This window comes from Cryobacterium sp. TMT3-29-2 (assembly GCF_004564305.1).
In the GTDB taxonomy this organism is placed as follows: Bacteria; Actinomycetota; Actinomycetes; order Actinomycetales; family Microbacteriaceae; genus Cryobacterium; species Cryobacterium sinapicolor.
Window position 1 is genome coordinate 47,320 of sequence record NZ_SOGK01000011.1, and the last position, 18,348, is coordinate 65,667.

The following is an 18,348-nucleotide window of genomic DNA, read 5'->3' on the forward strand; positions in this document are numbered from 1 at the left end:
GGTCAACTCACTTTCGGGCACTGTCATTTAGTCAGGATCAGCTACATGGGAAGAGGCTACCCGCGGCGTCATTCACCGGGGGCAGCCTCCGCCGCTTACCAAGTTCTTACTCGGTGATGCGCTCCACCTTTCCCACCAGGAAGACGTACGAGCAGATACCGATGGCAGTGATGACGGTCATGTAGACGAATGCAGGGGCAAAGTCCGTCTTTGAGACCAACAGCCCGATCACGATCGGCGTCGCTATTGACGAAAGGTTGCCGATGAAGTTGAACATGCCCCCGGTCAGGCCCATCAGTCGTGCAGGAGCCATGGCTGAGACCAGCGACCACGTTATTGATGCGAGCCCATTCCCGAAGAACGCGAGGCACATGAACGCGATCACCAATGTGGTGTCGTCCGTGAAGTTGGCCCCGATCATCATCATCGATAGGAGTAGTCCGGTGATGATGGGAAACTTCCGGGCCGCTCCGAGACTGAAACCGCGCTTGACCAGATTGTCCGACAGCACCCCGCCGATGAGGACACCGACGAGTGCGGCGAGGAATGGGAGCGAGACCAGAAACCCACTCTTGATGTAGTCCATTTGGCGATAGTTCACCAGGTAACTCGGGAACCAGGTCAGGAAGAACCACAGCGTGGAGGTCAGGCAGAATTGGCCGAGGTAGATACCCCAGAGCTTGCGGCGGCGCAGGACGATGAGCATGTCGGTCCAGGAGATCTTTTTCCGGCCCGTCTTCGGTGCTGGCGCCAAGTCAACTAGCCCACCACCCTCGCGGATGTAGTCAACCTCGGCGGCGTCTGCCTTGGAGTCCTTCGGGTCCCGGTAGGCCACGTACCAGACGAGACCCCACACCAAACCGACCGCTCCGGTGAGCACGAAGACCCAGTGCCAACTGAGCACGTACTGCAGCCACGTCAGCACAGGGGTCAGCAGCGCCAAGCCGATGAACTGGCCGGAAGTGTAGAACCCGATCGCCGTCGCGCGTTCCTTCTCAGGGAACCAGCGCGTGGCCACCTTGTTGTTGATCGGGTAGGCGGGAGCCTCGAAAACTCCGACGGCCATCCGCAGAACGATGAGCGCCGCGAAGCTTCCGACGATTCCCATGAAAATCGTTGCCAGTGACCACAGAACTAGGCACGCCGGGTACAGCAGGCGTGGGTGCACTCGGTCAACGAGCCACCCGCCTGGCAGCTGAAGCGCGGCATACGTCCAGCCGAAGGCGGAAAGCAGGAGGCCTTGCTGGGCGGTGTCGAGACCGAACTGTTCGGATATCAGCGGTGCTGCAACGGAAAGGTTGGCCCGGTCCATATAGTTGATCACCACAGTGACGAAAAGCATCAGCGCGATTGCGTATCGGGCCTTCGTCGAGCCTGCCAAGGCCGTCGTCGTATCGGGCCGGGATTTCACTGTGTTTGTCATCGGTTTACCACTCCGCGAAGGAGCCGTCGGCGTGACGCCACACCGGGTTGCGCCAGCGCGCACCTTCTTTGGCGCGTTCGATCACGTAGTCCTCATTCACTTCGATTCCGAGGCCAGGCCCGTCGGGAATCGACACCATTCCGTCGTTGTAGGCGAACACGGAGGGGTCTACGACGTAGTCAAGAAGGTCATTGGACTTGTTGTAGTGAATACCCAGGCTCTGCTCCTGGATGAATGCGTTATAGAGGTTCGCGTCCAACTGCAAGCAGGCAGCGAGGGCGATCGGCCCGAGCGGACAATGCAGTGCGACGGCGACGTCGTAGGCCTCGGCCATGGCTGCAACCTTGCGGGTTTCCGTGATGCCGCCACAGTGGGAGGGATCGGGTTGGATGATATCCACCGCGCCGCTGGAAATGATGTCCTTGAAGTCCCAGCGAGAGAACAGGCGTTCGCCGAGGGCAATGGGCGTGGGAGTATTCCGCATGACGTCTAGAAGGCTGCTCACGTTCTCGCTCAGAACCGGCTCCTCGATGAACATCAGCTTGAACGGCTCTAGCTCTTTGATGAGCACCTTCGCCATTGGCTTGTGAACGCGACCGTGAAAGTCCACGCCGATACCGACATTGGTTCCGACGGCTTCCCGAACCGCTGTCACGTTAGCGATGCATTTCTCGACCTTGTCCCAGGTATCGATGAACTGCAATTCCTCCGTGCCGTTCATTTTCACAGCAGTGAAGCCACGTCCGACTGCATCCCTTGCGGCGGCGGCCGTGTCGGAGGGTCGGTCTCCGCCAATCCAGGAGTACACGCGGATCTTGTCCCGGACCTTGCCGCCGAGCATTTCGTGCACGGGAATGCCGAGTGCCTTGCCCTTGATGTCCCACAGGGCCTGATCGATGCCGGCGAGGGCGCTCATGTGGATGCCGCCACCACGGTAGAAGCCGGCGCGGTACAGCACGGTCCAGATGTCCTCAATGTTGCGCGGATCCTTGCCGATGACATAGTCGGAAAGCTCTTCCACAGCGGCTGCGACGGTGGCCGCTCGACCCTCCAGGACGGGTTCGCCCCACCCGACGATTCCTTCGTCTGTCTCAATCTTCAAAAAGAGCCAACGCGGCGGAACCGAGTAGGTGGTGAGTTTGGTGATCTTCATTCTGACTTCCTTGTCGAGTCGAGCGACGATGCCCAGGCTGCAATCATGGCGATAGCGCGCTGGCGAAGTTCTTCGACAGCGATGCCTGGTTTGTACAGTGACGAGCCGATCCCAAAGCCGGTTGCTCCGGCGGCCATCCATTCCCCGATGTTGGCGGCATCGACGCCACCTACCGGGATGAGACCGATTTCTTTGGGTACGACTGCAGTCCAGGCCTTGAGCCCGTTGATCCCCACTTGGTCTGCGGGGAAGATTTTGACGCTTGTGGCGCCGGCGCCGATCGCAGCGAACGCGTCACTCGGTGTGGCGGCGCCCGGGAAACTCAGCATTCCCAGGCGAATCGTTTCGGCGATGACAGCGACATCCGTGTTGGGAGACACGATGATCTGTGCGCCGGCTTCGTGACACTGCCGCACCTGCTTGACGGTGAGGACCGTGCCTGCCCCGACCATGCAGTTCGCGGGCAGCGCCTCTTTAAGGGCACTGATGGTTAGAAGCGGGTCGGGGGAGTTGAGCGGAACTTCCAGCGTTCTGAAGCCGGACTCGTAAAGACACTCGCCGACGGGGACGGCGTCTGAGACGGTAAGCCCGCGGAGGATGGCGATCAGGCCGATGAAGGTGCGTGGCAGTGCGCTGGATGATTCTGTCAATTTCCTGGCTCTCGATAGGTGGTTGATGCGGAGCGATGCTGTTGCCTGGCGGAGACAGGGGAAGCCTGCGGAGTGGGATGGGATGGATCAAGCTGCCCGACCAATCCGGCTGCGACCGCAAGGCGCCACATGCCGGTGGCGGCCGAATCGCTGATCCCACGCGGCGTGGGCAGATCAAACTTGACCAGCGCGCGCCTGTAACGTTCGCTGAGATCCGCCTCACCGCAAATGAGAACCTCATCGACGTCGACTTCCCGCCATAACGTCGAGGCCGAGGCCACCTCGTCGCCGATCAACAGACCCGAGAGGTAATCCTCGACTTCGTCGGCGGCGATCCCCCCGGTCATGGCGAGGGTACGGGCGGAAAACGCGGTGCCCAGAATTCCCCCGCCAACTGACGCCGAAGCGGCAACATCCAAGCCCTTGCCAAACGCTTCCCAGTTGGCATTCCCGGAGGGCGACGCAAGTTGGGACAGTGTGCTCTCAGTCGTCAGCAGGGCAAAAAACTCACCCGTCATAAAGGTCTTGAATGCCCTGACCGTTGTTCCGGCAACGCGCACCCATTTCGAATGCGTTCCCGGCAGAAGGACGATCCGATCTATGTTGGAGTTATCAGAGGTCCACGAGCTCTCACCCAGCGCACCTAGAACTTGCGTCTCTTCGCCGCGAATTACGTCAGGCACACCCTGGTCAGCGATCAGGCCGGGGATGATGTGGACCACCGATCCATCCCGTGCCGGAACCGTCGTCATCACAAAACCGTTGTCGACGAGATCAACCGGTAACGAACGGTAGGGAGTTTCAACCCAACCCTGGTTACTGCCAACCATTCCGCAGGCAACGACCGGGAGTTTCGGCAAGGTCTCGAGCCACTCCCCGCACAGCTGCTCATAAGCTCTCTCAAAAGCTTCGGTTCGCGGCGTCCCTGCGGACACGGCGGATGCTGTTAGCGCCTTCACGCCAGACTGTTGGCGGCGTTCGGCCAGTACTTCGCCGTCGTCACCCAGAAGGAACGCCCGGCACGAGGTCGTACCCCAGTCCAGCCCAATCATTCGTGCGCGGCCTTGACTCGTCATTGATTCGTGTTCCCTCAGATTCGGTTCGCGGCGATTGTGCTTCCGCTCTCGCACATCAGACTGACCGAGCTATCCCTATATATCAAATGGTGTTCCACATATCGGGATATACTGAAAATTCACTAAGCGGAGGCGTTCGCATGAGCACACAGGAACCAACGGATCGTTCGGGTCTGCGGACCCCACCAGCCGGAACACAGACGCTCGCACGAGGGTTGGAGATTATTCGTGCCATCAGCGATGGCGCGACGGATCTCCGGTCAGTCTGCGAGGCCACCGGCCTGGGTCGCAGTACGGCGCACCGCCTCATTCAGCTGCTGCAACAGTTCGGTTACGTCCGCAGCGCACTCGGCGCCGACTACTGCCTCGGGCCCACGCTGATAGAACTCGGCTTCCAGGCCTTGTATCAAAGTCCGGCGTCGACTGTCGCACGACCGTACCTAGAGTTGCTGTCCCAGAAATACCTCGACACCGTGCACCTTGCCGTCGAGGAAGAGGGGCAGGTGCTCTACGTCGACAAGATATCGGGCTCCCGCGGCGCTGAAATGCGTTCGCGTATCGGGTATCGAATGCCGCTGAGCCAGACCGGAATCGGAAAAGCGCTTCTCCTCGACGAACCCGGCCGATGGAGCAGCGTCTTCGACAAAGAACATCACGCCCCCGACACACTGCCCGAGATCAAGGCACTCTTCTTGGAACGGATGGCAGAGTATGCCACGGTCGGAACCACCTTGGACCTTGAGGAGAATGAACCCGGCATCCGGTGTGTGGCAGCCCCCGTGCGCAATGGAAGCGGAGCCGTCGTCGCGGCGATCAGCATTTCAGCCATAACCCCGTACATGCCCATGGAACGAATGCGCGCTCTCCAACCCGTGATGAAACAGGCGGCAGCTGAGATTTCCAAGAAACTCGGACACTCCGGGGCAGGCGCTGCATAGGGCTTGGACTGAGATGATCAACGAGTCCCTGCAGCAGCCCCCAGCGCGACCGCGTACTGAAGGCCTTCAGCCGAGCGAATTCGAATCGCCGACACTGCAGTCGCTACTCCCTTCCGTTCGCCGGCCGGATAAGTTCAGGATCCTCGCGGTCCAAGGTGCGGACATTGTTGGCTTTCCGGGACACCGCGTACGGCGCCACGGTCTTGGCGATCGCAACGGAGCTGCGATCAAGCATCGAAAGGGCATGCTCCTTGACCCTGATCTTCTCCGGGCGAGCACCATCACGGAGAAGGACCTCAAGCGAGCCGAACGATGCGGCATTCTGGGCAGCACCAGTAGGGGCCTTCATCTGTGCCCTCGATCACCATAGGCACCAAGCAGCGTTTGCAGTTCGGCGCACCCAGGTCGTCGTCCATGACGGCCCCACTACGCGCGCACCGGGGGTTGGTCTTTTGGAGGGAGCGGAACCGGACGCGGTGTCTTCCGCGTCGCGAATGACGCGCCATTTCCATTTTCGTCCCGTGGACACCATTCTCCGTCTCAGCTGAGGCCAATGACGCGGCTCACACCGATGCCAGCATCTCCCGCCATGCTTCGTCAACCTGATCTGTGAGATCAATGCCGTGCCGTCCTGCCTGGCCGACACGGATCGCAATCCCATTGGTGTGCTCGCGGTGGACTCCGAATTCCTTAACCTCAGCAGCCGTCCACTCAAAGGCGCCCTGCACCCGATCATTCAGGGTGTCGATGAGCACGAAAATGCACGCGTCGAATCCGAATGAGCGGATCACTGAGAAGACAGCCGACGGGCTCGTCTCAGGTCGGATGTTCCGAACCTTGACCTGGACACGTCGGCCGTCTAATGCGATGAGGTCGTAGGCCTTCTCAGAATTCGGTGCCAGCGTGCCTCCGTAGACAATTGACGCCGCGTACTCCGCCAGATCGCCGACGGGAGCGTTGTTGGTCCGGACAAGTCCACGCTTGCGGAGTTCTTCGAGGATTGAAGCGTAGGTGCCAAGCAGCTGTCCGACGGTCCAGCTCTCCCCGATGAAGGCCGGCCGCGATTCTGCCTCGGCGGCCCCTGCGCTTCCGAAGTGCTGGCGAACGAGGTCAGCCTGATCGTCGGTGAGGCTCCAAGGCTGCCACCGTTCTACCTCTGGGCGGATTTGATTCGCGCGAAGCCACCCACGCACCTGACGCGGATCCACTCCGAGCTCGCCGGCGAGAGCGGTGGGCGTAATCGTGTCGTCATCGAGCAGCATGGAGTCGAGCCTAGCGAACTGTTGACGGGCCAAACGTTGTCATCGGGAATGCGCCATACGGTGGGGGCAGGACTGGCTTTCGCGCCTGGCAAAAAGACGGTGATCTCTCGGGTTAGCGACCGAGATCCCCCCAAATCAGAGATGAAAGCAGCGGTATTCGTATGGACGGGCCATCGCATCAACCTCCAAAGGGGTGGTGGATGAGGGCGAGCACTTCACCCGCAAGTGACGATTGCGTACGCCCCAGTTGATGCGAGCTCCATTACGACCTTGCCATCCACAAGCATCTGACAGGTGATTGTGTCGCCGTCATGCATCTGCGCACTGAAATTGCCTCGCCCATATGCGCCGAGCGTTGAAAAGGTTTCATACGTCTGGCTCCAAGGAAGGGCCGCACCGGTCGCCTGTTGTCAGCGACGGTTGAATACCCAGCCAGAATCGACGGTTGAAAACTAGTCCACTCGACCACGATTGGATGGGTGATCACAGTGGAAGATTGGGCGTTGATTCGTCCCCTTCACAAGAGCGAGGGCGTGTCGCCTCAACTCGCACTTGCTCACACCCGCTCACAAGGTGTTCCGTTACTGCGGCGTTACCGCTGGGTCAATCCCGGCAAGAAAAAACCCCCCGCTTCCCAGTGAAACAAAGGGATGCAGGGGGATTTCTGTGGCGGGTTGTTCCTATAACTCACAGGCCGCTGAATCACTGGGCTGTTTTTCGGCTCCTTCGCGAACATCCTCTGCACTCTGCCAAATAATCCTCTGGGCACCTCGCGTCCCCGGAGTCCGGACGTCCCACATCGGCACCCAAATGGCAGGAAGCCTAGAGGCCGAGCCACTGGCTTGCGCGGTGAATTCCGATTCCGATTGCAGCCTCCACGAGCTCCCGCATCTCTGCCGGGTCCGCCCCCGCATTCTGCAATTTGCCCACCAGCTCTTCGAGTTCGTAGGCAACATGGAAGTCTGGATTTGGCGTCAGCAGAGTTCGCTGCCGGACGGCATGCGCAATTAGGTTGGCGTTTGCTCGGCTGAGCTCCTCGGACAGGTCGTCGAATGTGGTCTTCGCGCCGAGCGGGCCAGGAATGGCCTCGGTTAGGGTCAGGGCATCCACGACGGCAGGACCGCATCTGAGGGCCAGATCCCCCCATGCTGCCTTTTCGAAGCTGGAGAGTGATCCTGGAAGGAGCTCTGATCGCAGCCGAACGATCTCACGTAGCCAGGTTTCCCACACCCGCATCGCTTCAGCCGAGTCCAGCTCGGAGAGGGCATAGGCGAGAGCATCAAAGAAGCTTGCAAGGTCAGCTACTTCTCCGGCTGCTAGGAAGTCGATTAGCCCTGGCCGGTCGACAGAGCTGGCCGAAGACTGCGTAGCAATCGATGCGAGCAGTTGCCAGTATTGGCCTTGCACTCGGCTGTCGATGGCGCCGGGAGCTAGGGTGCTGGCTTTGAGCAGCAGCTCCCAGAATCCGTCGTCGAGCATCCGGTCGTCGAGCCGAGCGCGATAGAGAAAGCTCGTCCAGGCCTGATCCGCATGCGCAGCGTTCACGCTGTCGAAACGAGGAAAGACTTCCTGTTTCGCGTACGCCGGATCCGCTGCGTAGAGGAAGAAGACCTCGCTGGCGATGATTGCGAGGGGGCCATGGCCTGCCGCAGTCGCTGTCCCGAGCATGTCTGACAGGGCCGCGCGCTCATCATCGGAGAGCCCATCCCAATCGTCCCGCGACGCACGCCACCGTAGTCGTATCCGGTTGACCCAGTACTGCGCGATGAATCCTGGCCAGGTGTTCAGGCCTACAGACATCCAGTCGTCGGTATCTGGGTGGTCGAACGCTTCAACATTCTGTTCCCAGAGTTGTCGGCAGATTTGGTCGAGTCGTATGAGTTCGTGCGCGGGCCGCGAGTCGATTTTGTGATCCACTGCCCCCAACGCGAACTCGGCGATAGCCAGGGCGAGGTCGCTGTTGCCGCTGAGGAGTTCGACCCTACTGGTAGCTGTTTCGAGCTCGGAGTCGCTGAGTGTGCCGGTCGCCCACCCTCGCACGACAGCGGCGGCAATGTCAGTCTGGTGGTCGCCGGAGGGCGCCGCAATTAGGTCCGCGCCAAGATCCGGATTCTTTTCGACTACCTGGCGGACTAGCGACAGGGCATCGTCCCAGCTTGGTTGGTCGAAGTCCCGCTCGCTATAGTCGCGATTGAGCAACGCGCTCATCGCCGCCTCTGCGCCCGAAGAGCCTATAAGTTCAACGAACTCGTCCACTTCGAACGGGAGGGTGCCGCCCCAAACACCTGAGGTCATAAAGTGGTCAAAATCCGGGTGCGGGTGGGCGCTCATGCCTGGCTCTTGAAGGAGAATCGCATCGACAGCCGCCAGGAGCTCCGGCCAGTCAGCGACGTGACGCGTCAACCATTCGAGGATGTCGAAGATGCCTTGTCGGTGGAACCTCTCGCCATCTGTGAAGTCGAACGGCGGCGGGCCTTCGAGGAGTCGATTCAGGAGTTTCTCGCGGCGTTCGATGTCCAGGTGCGGAACTATCTTGGCGAGAAATCTGAAGATCTCGTGTTTGGTCTGGTGGTCGTACACAGAGACGGCGGACAGTAGGAGGTCGACTTTGTCGTTGCTGTCCAATTGCGCGTCTTCTGTCAGCGCATGAACGGCCAGGCGCCGGAAGATCGGGAGGGGATCTTTCAGCCAACGAGTCAAGTGGGAGCTGTCGGAGGCGCCGAGCAGCACACTTGCGTCGCGCAAACCATCAATCAACGTGTTCTCGAAATTGCGCATGCTGTTCTGCGCATCAGGCTCAATTGCTGATCGGCTGAAGGACCAGCTGTCCCAAGTGGAGTCAGGTTTGAAGCTTTTCAGAAGTTCGTACCCGTCGCGCAGCGCTTGTTCAAACGCGTGGAGCACATTCACTGCCACCGCTTCGAAGTCGGTGTGCGCAGCCTCCAACATCACCTTGACATCCGGTTCGGAGCTTGACCAGACGATCTTGGCGGCAATGGTAGGTGACTCGTCGGGGTTCGGCGACGCGAGCCATGAACGGGCTTCGGCAAGCACGAGCCGAGGGAGGACAGCTCGACGCAGGAACGGCATTACGGATGCGCTGTCCAGCGGCATCCTGTGGATGATCGTCCAGCTGTGCCCGGGCGCGACGTCGTCCGTCTGTAACGACGCCGAGATTATCGTCGAGACTCGGACGGACAGAGCTGGACTGAATTGACGGAGGTGGTAGGCGCCAAACGACAGTGCTTGCATAAGCGCGTGGCTAGCAACTGGCCCCAAGCGGGCAATCGTCCCAAACGCCAGCTGAACAGACGATTCGTCACGAAGGTAGTTTCGAGCGAACCATTGTGCTAACTCCTGAGACGAGTCTGAAGCGAGACCGTTAGCGGAAAACAGGGCGACGAACGCCGGCTGCTGTTCAGCCCAGGAGAGCCAGTCGCGACCAGTGGCTTCGTCAGCAAACGCGCGCACGCCCACGGGCGTGTTGATCGCACTACGCAGGTAGTCCTCATCGACCGGCGTCTTCGGGGGACCGCCACCGACGATGGTCTTCACACGCGAACGGTGATCGAGATGTCCCATCGCCAGCCGATCCGACCAAGCGTCCAGGGCCTGCGTCAGAGCCTCGTGGTCATTGTCCGCTGGATACTGAACCGGCGTGACATGAAGATCCGTCCACTTCGGGTGCGCTCCGATGTCGGTCAGAACATAGCGACCGGTCGTCGGGGGCAGACCGCGAGCGAGGTACTTCATCACCGTGTCGTCATGCGAGTATCCGATGAATAACACCACGCGATTTAGGAACAGTTCCTGGACGAACCTTCGCGCCCATCCGTCAGTCAGGTAAGCGCGCCCAAAGTCACCATCAGTGAGCACCAGCTCATTCGCGGGGCGCAGAACTGTCCCGTGGAGGTGCACGATTCCGGAGAATTCGCGGGCGAGCGGAACGGCCGGGCCGTTGAATCGATCTCCAAGGTCGATGCCTGCCTCGATGGCGGCATGCGTCAGATGCTCGTCAAAATTGGTGGTGACCAGCCTTGTCTTCGCTGCGTTGCTGACGAGTCGGGCGATCGCGGTATGAGTTTTGTTATGGAGCGACGCGGGCGATCCGAGAATGCCCCTCGCCTGCTCTCGAGCAATCGGCTCGCGATCGATGAGCCTGCCCAGATAGGCATCCGCTGGCATTTCTTCTTCGTTGAAGGTCTCCCCATGCAGCTCCGCGACTTGAGAAGCGAGCCCGGTGAACAGTGGGAGGTTAGAAGGGGCGTTCTTTGAGACACCTGCCCCCACGAACAGCACTAGGGAGCCGTCGAGCGATGCGGAGACAAGTTCCTCTGGAACATCGACATCCGCAGTGAATCTCATGTGCTCAGTTCACACCATCCCGCGAGGAACCTTCGACAGCATCGGCGGTGTGGTGACTTCCGGGATCTCGCGCACCCGCGCGTCGGTAGGCTCTGAGGCATGAACGCAGCAACTTGCGCGGTACTCGCCGGCGTCTTCCCTCTGATCCTGATTGCGATTGTGGCCGACCGTCGCGGCATTCACCTGGAGTTGAGGCGTCGAATCTGGTATCGGCGGGCCGTCGTCGGCACCATTACTGCCTGCCTCCTGGGCCTCGGCTACGCTGTCGTCGGCGTGCAGGTAGAGGGCTTCGAAGGGTCCGCAGCCACCCTCCTTTGGATACTGTTCGGTGCGGCACTGGGCGCCTTCGCGATGAGCGTCTTGCTGACCGTCGCGACTCAAGAGAATGAGGAGGACGCGGCCGAGGTACAGGAAGACTCCCCAGGGTTCGAACAGCCCGCGACATAGTCGGACCCGCCTTCTCGCCGATAGCGTCCCGTATGTCCACTGCGCTGACCACATTCCTGTGAGCGCAAGTGCTCCTGAAGATCGAACCTAGCTTTCCCCGACTGTCCAGCCCTGCTCAGCGGCGAAGGCAATCAGGTAGCCGCGGCGGATCGTCCAGATGCCGTTCGGCTTAGGCGGATTCTGCCAGGCCCCCTCCGGGTCGAGGTTTCCGGAGGCCTTTTCCTGTCGGAGTGTGGCCCGGAAATGTTTGGCCGATTTGCCGACGAGTCCCGACGCCTCACCGGCGGTGAGTTCATTCTTCATACCGGAAGCTTGCCATGCCATCCCAAGATCTCGCCGGACGAGCCACCAGTTGGCCGACTCACGGGCGCGCGACAGGACAAGAAAAAACCCCTTGATCCCAGTGAGACGCTGGGACGCAAGGGGGTTTTCTGTGGCGGGTTATTCCAATATCTCGCAGGCTCCTGAATCAGGTGTTGTCCCGTTTTTGCTGGATAAGAGACATTTTTGTCAGAAGTGCCCGCCAGAATGAGCTTGTCGACGTCACATCACGGAAAGATGGCATCATGCCCAAACCGCTCTACATCATGCTGCTCATTGCGGCACCCCTCGTCCTTGGCGGAACCACCGGAAGCGGCGTTGTCGCCTTCGCCGCGCTCGCACTGATTCTGATCGCCAGCCCGATCATCTGGAAGATTCGCAAGGATCGCTATTTCAATTCCGAGCAGTTCCAAACGCTACGATCCCAGATCGCGGTCGTCGTCGCCGAGCACAACGAGGTCGTGAACTACGTGGCCGAGATCCGCTCACAGTGCTCATTCGAGCTGGGAGCGTCCTCCGCGGGCCAGTATGCGCACCTGGCGACGTTCGAGAACAACTCGGCGTGGAACAATCGGCGCGACCGCAACGTCTCCGACTACGCGCCGCAAGTGCACAACGCATCCCTCCAAGTCATCCGCAATGCCAGCGTCGAGCCGATCAAGTACGTCATGAAGTACTTCTCCATCAAGGCCGACCAGGAGACCCTGGCTGACGTTCAGCGTGTCGCCGAGGACATCTCGCGGCTGGAGGAGGCGGTCTCCAACGTCAAGGGCCGCGAGGCAGAGATCACCGCGAGAATCAATCCTCCGAAGTTCATCCTCAAGCGCTACGCCGACGAGTTCTGGAACCAGATCGGTGTCCACCTGTCGCCCATCGCGGTGCCGTACCCGGTATACAAGTTCCAGTACACCTCCGCGGGAGGCAACAGCGGTCAGTCGTCGACCATCGAATTTGACACTCCTACCCTTGATGCACTGTCCGCGACGCTCGTCCAGAAGATCCGCTGGACGAAATCGGCCGCTGGACAGCGCGCGCTGATGACGGTGCGACTCCGAGGCGAGATCAAGCAGCGCGACCGCTACGCCTGCTTGCAGTGCGGCGTCTCGGTGGCCGCCGAGCCGCACCTCTTGCTCGAGGTCGACCACATCATGCCGGTGTCCAAAGGCGGTCTCAGTACACCCGACAACCTCCAGACGCTCTGCTGGCGGTGCAACCGATCAAAGGGCTCAAAGGTCCTCGCGTAACTCAGCGGCCGTTATCTGATCGGTGTTAGTCGGCGTGCCGGCGCTCCCAAGGCGCTCAAGGCACGAGGCGGCGTGCTCAGCGGCTTATCGCGGTGGGCTTGCTCCGGCGGAGGCCGTACTGCGCGTCGTCGGACCGGGTGCCGTTCCAGCCGAGTACCTGGGAGCACAGGGGGTCAGCTGCGCTCATCAGTAATCCGGGCTGGGAGCGGGTGTAGAGCCATTCGCCCGACGCTGTGGCGACGGCGCCGCACAGCCTGTCAGGCTGGGCGCTGGCAGCAGCAAGTGCTGCGGATCCTTCGCCGCGCCGCATGCAGGATTGGCGGAGCAATGTCCCCTGCCGGCGCTAACGTCTGTAACAGAACTTGATTTTGGGGGAACCATGGATTTTGCGGAGCTATTGGCGGCGTTGGCACTGAAAGTGCGCAATCAGCGCGGTGCGATTCAAACCGAGGAAGCGACGAAGAACGCATTCATCATGCCGTTCATCTCAACAATCCTGGGCTACGACGTTTTCAACCCGCTTGAGGTCGTTCCTGAGTTCACCGCAGATGTCGGCGTGAAGCGCGGCGAGAAGGTTGACTACGCCATCATGCGTGACGGCGAGGTGCAGATTCTCATCGAGTGCAAGAAGTCATCCGAGCCACTCAAGATCGAACATGCGTCCCAGCTTTTCCGCTACTTCGCGGTGACCAATGCCCGCATCGCCGTTCTGACCAATGGCGAAACGTACCAGTTCTACACCGACCTCGACGCCCCCAATCGCATGGACGAGAAACCGTTCCTTGTTCTCAACCTGCTGGACATTGATGAGACCCTCATCCCCGAGCTTCGGAAACTCACCAAGGACGTATTCGATCTCGATTCCATCATCAGCTCCGCCGAAGAACTGAAGTACATCGGCCAGATCAAACGCACCATCGCCGCCCAGTTCACGGAGCCCCAAGACGAGTGGATTCGCTTCTTCACGACCCGAGTCTACGAAGGAGCCTTCACACAAAAGGTCCGCGAACAGTTCACCTCGCTGGTGACCAAGGCCACGAAGCAGTACCTGAACGATCAGGTGAACGCGAGGCTGAAGACAGCCCTCGGTGGTTCAAACTTCTCGCCTTCGGACGCGACTGCCGAGACACTGAGCAGCATCCCGGTGGCTCAGGAGGACCTGGATCGCGATACAGAAATCATGACCACCCTGGATGAGCTTGAGGGATACCAGATCGTGAAAGCCATCGCTTGCAGTGAGGTCAAGCCGCAGCGCGTCATGCATCGTGACGCGAAGTCGTACTTTGCAATTCTGCTTGACGACAACAATCGGAAGCCGATCGCTCGCTTGCACTTCAACAGCAAGAAGCAGAAATACATCGGGATTTTCGACGGCGACAAGGTCGAGACGCGCCACCCCATCGATTCACTCGATGAGATCTATCTTCATGCAGGCGCAATCCGGGACACCGTTCGAATTCACCAGGGCTAGTTCGCGGAGCGGATGGCCGGGTTCTCAGCAAGACCCGCCCATTCTCATAGCTTCGTCGATGGACCCCCTGAGCTCGTCGTGCCCAAGTCAACAGTGGTTTGAGGATCCCGTGGCGACGTCTTGGCTATCACCGCCCCACCCGCAACGGTGACTCCAAGTGCGCGTCGAGGGCACGGCGGGACGCGTTTAGCGCAAGCTGGACCTTGATCGCCTCCTTCTTATACGAGGGCATCTCTGGATCAACCAGCAAGGTCCGCAGTGAGTCGTCCGAGCTTATGTGGCTCGCCCAGAGTTCGGGAAGGCGGTCAGGACCAATCGTGCCGATCAGCGTAAGCGCTTCACTGCCCATGCGACCCGCTTCGCCAGACACCGTCGATCCACCCCGATTGTAGTTATCGAGGAGTCTCTGCAGCAGATCCTGTTCACGAAAGAGTCGCTGGAATTCATGGTCGCTGGTCGATATCGTCAGCGCTGTTCTTCTATCAAGCGAGCCGAGAACCAAGGCAACGATGGATGCCGCTAAGGCGGCCAGCACTGCGATCACGACGGCTGCAATCGCCGCCAAGACAGCGGCCAATTGGATCCAGTTTGCTAGCTCTTCTTGTTCCATAGTCGCGACGCTACCGGGTTTACCGCTGCGGTGACCTCCTGAGCGCCGGCGAGACGGCTGGGGTAGCAGCACCGAAACCGTCCCCTCACGCTCACGCTGGCGAGGGGGCCAGAGAGCAAGCTGGGCGAAGGATCGGCTTCGTGGACGCTGATAACAGTCCATATGACATTCGCCCGAATAGCCTTTGAGCCGAAGCTCTCCCTCCACTGAAGTGGGGATAGCCCACCTCGAAGTTTCTGTGAGAGGTTTGGCGTGGGGGTATTCGATGGAGTTATTGTTCGTCCTGGTGGCCGTGGTGGCACTGGCCATCTTCGTGCTGAAATGGGCCACAAACCTGCTGTCTCCGCCGCCGCCAAACGAGAAAACGCACCCGCCATCCGCGCCGAATGCCGGAACCCGATCGGGAACCAGCTACGTCAAGAACAACCTCGAACATCTTCCTCCCCAGATGGCAGTCAGCCGCAGCCAGGCCGAGGCCAGCATCTACCTCCCCAGCGAGAAGTGGGACGAACTCCTGGTCACGACCGAACAGGGACTGCCCACGCTTTTCCTCCAGATGCACGACGGACGGCTGTGGCTAACGGAACCATCGACGGGTCTCCTCGTGAGCGTCGGCAACAGGCGACTGCGCCGCATGGGGATCTGGACGGCCAGGGTGCGGGGTGTCGGCTACCACAAGGCAGCCGTTCGGAATGGGGCGTTTCAACCAGGAGCACCCGTCCGTCTGTTGCGGGAGCCTGACAACGCTTACGACAAGAATGCGGTCGCAGTGTGCTCGGCGGACGATGACCATCCGGCCGGTTACATCAATAAGGGGATGGCTACTGGGTTGTCGAAGCTCATTGAGTCCGGTGCTCCGCTCAGGGCGATCTCGCTCGCCGGGCAGTCGCCGGGCGAGTATGGATCCAACATCGACGTTCTGGCGGCGACGCCTGCAGTCGTCGAGCATCTTCTGCGGAAATGGCCAATCTCAACGGCACCGGTGTAGCCCCCGTTGACGGGGCACGGGGCACGGGGTCCGTCCACCAGTGGCCGGCGACTGGTTAGCAAAGCACCGCTGCCCTTCTCTCCAGAATGGACCAGCTCAAGTCCGCTGTGGTCGCTCCGGAAGCGACGATGGCACGGAGCGAGACTCAGACTGCATGTCAACTGATCGCATCGCTGGCCCGGCATAGCCCGTCGGGTCCAATAGGGTTTGCTCATGAAACAAGCACGCTGGCAGAAGATCGCTGACTGGCCCCTAACTTTGGCAGCCATCGTCTTCTTGGCCGCGTACTCGTTCGAAGTCATCGGTGATCTCGGCGGGCCACGCGCCACCGTCGCTGAGGCCGTCATCTGGGTGACGTGGGCAGTCTTTCTCGCGGACTACATCATCAACTTGGTTCTTGCCCAGCCACGGTGGTTCTGGTTCCGCACTCATATCCTCGACCTACTGATCGTCGTCTTGCCGATGCTTCGTCCCCTGAGGCTTCTCCGACTTCTGACGCTCCTGAACGTGCTGCATCGAACTGCCGGCGCGGCCTTCCGGAGCCGGGTGATCGTCTACGTCGCTGGCGCAGCCACGCTTCTGGTGTTCCTGAGCGCGCTGGCGGTACTGGACAGCGAAAGGTCAGCGCCGGGCGCAACCATCGTCACATTCCCCGACGCCATCTGGTGGGCGTTCGTCACCATCAGCACCGTCGGATACGGCGACTTCTCACCTGTCACCGACATCGGCCGATTGATAGCCGTCGGCCTGATGCTCGGAGGCATCGCGCTACTGGGCGTGGTCACCGCCACCCTCGCATCCTGGTTCGTCGAGCGCGTTGCAAAGCAGGAAGAGGATTCCCAGTCAGCCACGCGCGGAGAGATCAAAGCCCTCTCGCGCCAGATCGTTCAGCTCCATGAAGCGTTGGACCGCTCACGAGCTGGTGAGGATTCAGACGATGTAACGGCTGGTCGCCGATAATCCCAACTGCTCTGATTGCCGCCAGCCGCCAGCTGGCGGACATTCCCCGCAGATCACCTGGTCGCGAGACCAGCCCTCTGCCTCGGGAGAGGCCGGAATGCCGGGCGGGACCTGCCCCAAGCAAGAAACCCCCTGCTTCCCAGTGAAACAAAGGGATGCAGGGGCTTACCAGTGGCGGTACCGGTGGGATTTGAGCTCTAACTCAACACCCGTCACAGCTCGGCGATCGTTCGAATTCCGCAAGATCTCAACGGTTCTCTCTCGTGCAGGCACCATCAGGATCAAGGTGATTTCTACCAAGTGTGGGCAAAATGTGGGCACGGCTGTTCCGCATTTTCCGCATCAGTCACTTGAAGCGCTGGCGCCATTGTTTGGGCAAGCAGTCCAGGTGAGCGGGTGTGGCCGCGGTATCCGCGAGCCAACACCAAGCTCGCCGATCACCGTTTCGCGCTCGAGCTGGTCAGAGCCTGTCAATGGCCAATCCGCCCAGTGTGGCATGGCCGTTGACACATATCCACGACTGCAAGCGAACTAGTGACTGCTGTAGTTGATTGTCATAATCGCCACGATCGCGTGCGCGTCCGCCGTCTCAGACACCTTGTAACCATTGTGATACTGATAGTCGATTCGTCCAGCCCCACTTACCTCATAATGGTGCGTACGCGACCAGCCGTCATCCATTGGCCGACCCGCTTTTCCACGGAGGATGCTAATCGAAGCGATAGGAGAAGGCTGCCCTGGGGAAGTGGTCACATGATCCCAGAACTGCCGGGCCTGCTGAATCCCAACCCGTTCCACTAGTTCAGCCCAATGATTAGCGAACTTCCGGTGCACGACGATCCGGTAGGACGGCTTCTTGCCCGGCTTCCCCCCGGGACTTCGAGCCGGAACAAACGGGGCGTACGCCCGCTCCTTCACTCGACTGGTTCTTCCGCGTCGTCATAGTCCGCCAGGTCATGCCTGCCGAGAAGGACGGAACGGCGAAGCGGGTCTTCAAGCTGACGCGCAGTCACACGCCATGCGGCAACAACTTCGTCCACGGATGAGAGATCCTGATCAGCGAGTCCAGCGATAAGAGACTCATGGAGCTCGTCCGCGAAGGCACGCTGGTCGTCCTTGTCGAAGACTCGCAACCAAGCTAGATCACCGAGCTCTGCAACAGACACAACGCGCTCCGCGTCGACCAGCACGCTGAGCCGCTGCAGCCTCTGCGACCAGCTAGCGAATCCTTCGAGGACAGCCAAGTCTGACTCGGGCAACATCACGAGGCCGCTTCCGTCACCATCGCGCACTAGCGCTCTCCCAGCGCGAGCAGCTTCGAGAACCCTAGTTCGCTTTTTCGCTAGATCGCTCGACTGGAAAATGACACTTTCCATTTGGCTCCCTCTTCCCATGTTGGTACTATCGTATGCAACAAAGTAGTCAGAGTCCAGATGGGTG

Annotated in this window: 15 protein-coding genes and 1 pseudogene; 6 read left to right on the plus strand and 10 right to left on the minus strand. The window is 60.3% G+C overall.

Annotation, left to right across the window (positions count from 1 at the left end; translation table 11 throughout):
• Positions 1 to 106 precede the first annotated feature (106 nt).
• The 4 genes from E3O67_RS01525 to E3O67_RS01540 are packed head-to-tail and all read right to left on the minus strand — an operon-like array spanning position 107 to position 4,278.
• Positions 107 to 1,423, minus strand: a complete 1,317-nt coding sequence (locus tag E3O67_RS01525; RefSeq protein ID WP_135101570.1) for an MFS transporter — start codon at positions 1,421 to 1,423, stop codon at positions 107 to 109.
• A gap of 4 nt (positions 1,424 to 1,427) precedes the next feature.
• Positions 1,428 to 2,576, minus strand: a complete 1,149-nt coding sequence (dgoD, locus tag E3O67_RS01530) for a galactonate dehydratase (RefSeq protein ID WP_135101572.1) — start codon at positions 2,574 to 2,576, stop codon at positions 1,428 to 1,430.
• Positions 2,573 to 3,226, minus strand: coding sequence for a 2-dehydro-3-deoxy-6-phosphogalactonate aldolase (locus tag E3O67_RS01535; protein ID WP_135101574.1), 654 nt, complete (start codon positions 3,224 to 3,226; stop codon positions 2,573 to 2,575). Before E3O67_RS01535 ends, dgoD begins: the two co-directional genes overlap by 4 nt.
• Positions 3,223 to 4,278 carry a 2-dehydro-3-deoxygalactonokinase gene (locus E3O67_RS01540; RefSeq protein WP_166786908.1) on the minus strand — a complete coding sequence of 352 codons (1,056 nt, stop codon included), beginning with the start codon at positions 4,276 to 4,278 and terminating at the stop codon, positions 3,223 to 3,225. Before E3O67_RS01540 ends, E3O67_RS01535 begins: the two co-directional genes overlap by 4 nt.
• Positions 4,279 to 4,442: 164 nt before the next feature.
• Here E3O67_RS01540 and E3O67_RS01545 point away from each other — a divergent pair, with 164 nt between their 5' ends.
• Positions 4,443 to 5,240 carry an IclR family transcriptional regulator gene (locus E3O67_RS01545; RefSeq protein WP_134427831.1) on the plus strand — a complete coding sequence of 266 codons (798 nt, stop codon included), beginning with the start codon at positions 4,443 to 4,445 and terminating at the stop codon, positions 5,238 to 5,240.
• 563 nt (positions 5,241 to 5,803) lie between these two features.
• Here the strand turns inward: E3O67_RS01545 and E3O67_RS01550 are convergent.
• The 3 genes and pseudogenes from E3O67_RS01550 to E3O67_RS01560 form a co-directional block, all read right to left on the minus strand.
• A complete protein-coding gene (locus tag E3O67_RS01550) occupies positions 5,804 to 6,502 on the minus strand; it encodes a hypothetical protein (protein ID WP_198417141.1) in 699 nt (232 codons plus the stop codon).
• Between the two features lie 215 nt (positions 6,503 to 6,717).
• A pseudogene (locus E3O67_RS17695) lies at positions 6,718 to 6,897 on the minus strand (MmpS family transport accessory protein); the annotation flags it as partial.
• A 427-nt stretch (positions 6,898 to 7,324) separates the two neighbouring features.
• On the minus strand, positions 7,325 to 10,867 hold the full coding sequence (locus E3O67_RS01560) for an SIR2 family protein (RefSeq protein WP_135101576.1): 3,543 nt from the start codon (positions 10,865 to 10,867) through the stop codon (positions 7,325 to 7,327).
• Positions 10,868 to 10,966: 99 nt separating this feature from the next.
• On the opposite strand from E3O67_RS01560, the gene E3O67_RS01565 reads away from it, so the two are divergent.
• A complete protein-coding gene (locus E3O67_RS01565; protein WP_135101578.1) occupies positions 10,967 to 11,314 on the plus strand; it encodes a hypothetical protein in 348 nt (115 codons plus the stop codon).
• 87 nt (positions 11,315 to 11,401) lie between these two features.
• Here E3O67_RS01565 and E3O67_RS01570 read toward each other — a convergent pair whose 3' ends face one another.
• The gene (locus E3O67_RS01570) at positions 11,402 to 11,617 is read right to left on the minus strand and encodes a hypothetical protein (RefSeq protein ID WP_135101580.1); all 216 of its coding nucleotides are present in this window, start codon (positions 11,615 to 11,617) and stop codon (positions 11,402 to 11,404) included.
• A gap of 263 nt (positions 11,618 to 11,880) precedes the next feature.
• Here E3O67_RS01570 and E3O67_RS01575 point away from each other — a divergent pair, with 263 nt between their 5' ends.
• Together E3O67_RS01575 and E3O67_RS01580 are read left to right on the plus strand one after the other, a co-directional pair.
• A complete protein-coding gene (locus E3O67_RS01575; protein ID WP_135101582.1) occupies positions 11,881 to 12,879 on the plus strand; it encodes an HNH endonuclease in 999 nt (332 codons plus the stop codon).
• 379 nt (positions 12,880 to 13,258) lie between these two features.
• The gene (locus E3O67_RS01580) at positions 13,259 to 14,350 is read left to right on the plus strand and encodes a type I restriction endonuclease (RefSeq protein ID WP_135101584.1); all 1,092 of its coding nucleotides are present in this window, start codon (positions 13,259 to 13,261) and stop codon (positions 14,348 to 14,350) included.
• 127 nt (positions 14,351 to 14,477) lie between these two features.
• Here E3O67_RS01580 and E3O67_RS01585 read toward each other — a convergent pair whose 3' ends face one another.
• Positions 14,478 to 14,960: a hypothetical protein gene (locus E3O67_RS01585; RefSeq protein WP_135101586.1), complete on the minus strand. Its 483-nt coding sequence runs from the start codon at positions 14,958 to 14,960 to the stop codon at positions 14,478 to 14,480.
• A 274-nt stretch (positions 14,961 to 15,234) separates the two neighbouring features.
• Here E3O67_RS01585 and E3O67_RS01590 point away from each other — a divergent pair, with 274 nt between their 5' ends.
• A complete protein-coding gene (locus E3O67_RS01590) occupies positions 15,235 to 15,948 on the plus strand; it encodes an HIRAN domain-containing protein (protein ID WP_167726403.1) in 714 nt (237 codons plus the stop codon).
• Between the two features lie 213 nt (positions 15,949 to 16,161).
• Positions 16,162 to 16,908, plus strand: coding sequence for a potassium channel family protein (locus E3O67_RS01595; protein WP_135101590.1), 747 nt, complete (start codon positions 16,162 to 16,164; stop codon positions 16,906 to 16,908).
• A 914-nt stretch (positions 16,909 to 17,822) separates the two neighbouring features.
• Here E3O67_RS01595 and E3O67_RS01600 read toward each other — a convergent pair.
• Complete coding sequence (locus tag E3O67_RS01600) at positions 17,823 to 18,200, minus strand: hypothetical protein (RefSeq protein ID WP_135101592.1); 378 nt, start codon at positions 18,198 to 18,200, stop codon at positions 17,823 to 17,825.
• Positions 18,201 to 18,348 lie beyond the last annotated feature (148 nt).

Bases quoted from the DNA above. Each gene is read 5' to 3' on its own strand.
- E3O67_RS01525 (WP_135101570.1), bottom strand. From the start codon at position 1,423: ATGACAAACACAGTGAAATCCCGGCCCGATACGACGACGGCCTTGGCA.
- dgoD (WP_135101572.1), bottom strand. From the start codon at position 2,576: ATGAAGATCACCAAACTCACCACCTACTCGGTTCCGCCGCGTTGGCTC.
- E3O67_RS01540 (WP_166786908.1), bottom strand. From the start codon at position 4,278: ATGATTGGGCTGGACTGGGGTACGACCTCGTGCCGGGCGTTCCTTCTG.
- E3O67_RS01545 (WP_134427831.1), top strand. From the start codon at position 4,443: ATGAGCACACAGGAACCAACGGATCGTTCGGGTCTGCGGACCCCACCA.
- E3O67_RS01550 (WP_198417141.1), bottom strand. From the start codon at position 6,502: ATGCTGCTCGATGACGACACGATTACGCCCACCGCTCTCGCCGGCGAG.
- E3O67_RS01560 (WP_135101576.1), bottom strand. From the start codon at position 10,867: ATGAGATTCACTGCGGATGTCGATGTTCCAGAGGAACTTGTCTCCGCA.
- E3O67_RS01565 (WP_135101578.1), top strand. From the start codon at position 10,967: ATGAACGCAGCAACTTGCGCGGTACTCGCCGGCGTCTTCCCTCTGATC.
- E3O67_RS01570 (WP_135101580.1), bottom strand. From the start codon at position 11,617: ATGAAGAATGAACTCACCGCCGGTGAGGCGTCGGGACTCGTCGGCAAA.
- E3O67_RS01575 (WP_135101582.1), top strand. From the start codon at position 11,881: ATGCCCAAACCGCTCTACATCATGCTGCTCATTGCGGCACCCCTCGTC.
- E3O67_RS01580 (WP_135101584.1), top strand. From the start codon at position 13,259: ATGGATTTTGCGGAGCTATTGGCGGCGTTGGCACTGAAAGTGCGCAAT.
- E3O67_RS01585 (WP_135101586.1), bottom strand. From the start codon at position 14,960: ATGGAACAAGAAGAGCTAGCAAACTGGATCCAATTGGCCGCTGTCTTG.
- E3O67_RS01595 (WP_135101590.1), top strand. From the start codon at position 16,162: ATGAAACAAGCACGCTGGCAGAAGATCGCTGACTGGCCCCTAACTTTG.